A 257-nucleotide genomic window follows, 5' to 3' on the forward strand; every position below is an offset into this window, starting at 1 on the left:
AGCAATCTCACTAAACCAACCTGCTACATAATTAGCAGCGTCGCCTTTTAAAATAGTTTTTCCATTTTCTTCTAAAAAATCATTTTTATTAAAAAAGCTTTTTAAATCTTTTAAAGTATCTTTATCTAAGCTAATTCCTACGCTTTTATTATCAAGGCTAAAAAATACATTTAATTCTTTATCACTTGTTTTATATTCAAAATTATTTGTTTTTATATCTTGTCTTATTTGGCTTAGATTAATAGTGCTATTTACAT

The 257-nt window shown here is 24.1% G+C and carries 1 protein-coding gene; it reads right to left on the reverse strand.

What is annotated here, in order from left to right; genetic code table 11:
- On the reverse strand, nt 1-257 hold a 257-nt coding region (locus KJQ97_RS09725; protein ID WP_214120739.1), incomplete at both ends, for a hypothetical protein.

It is taken from the genome of Campylobacter sp. 2018MI01, assembly GCF_018501205.1.
Classification (GTDB): Bacteria; Campylobacterota; Campylobacteria; order Campylobacterales; family Campylobacteraceae; genus Campylobacter_E.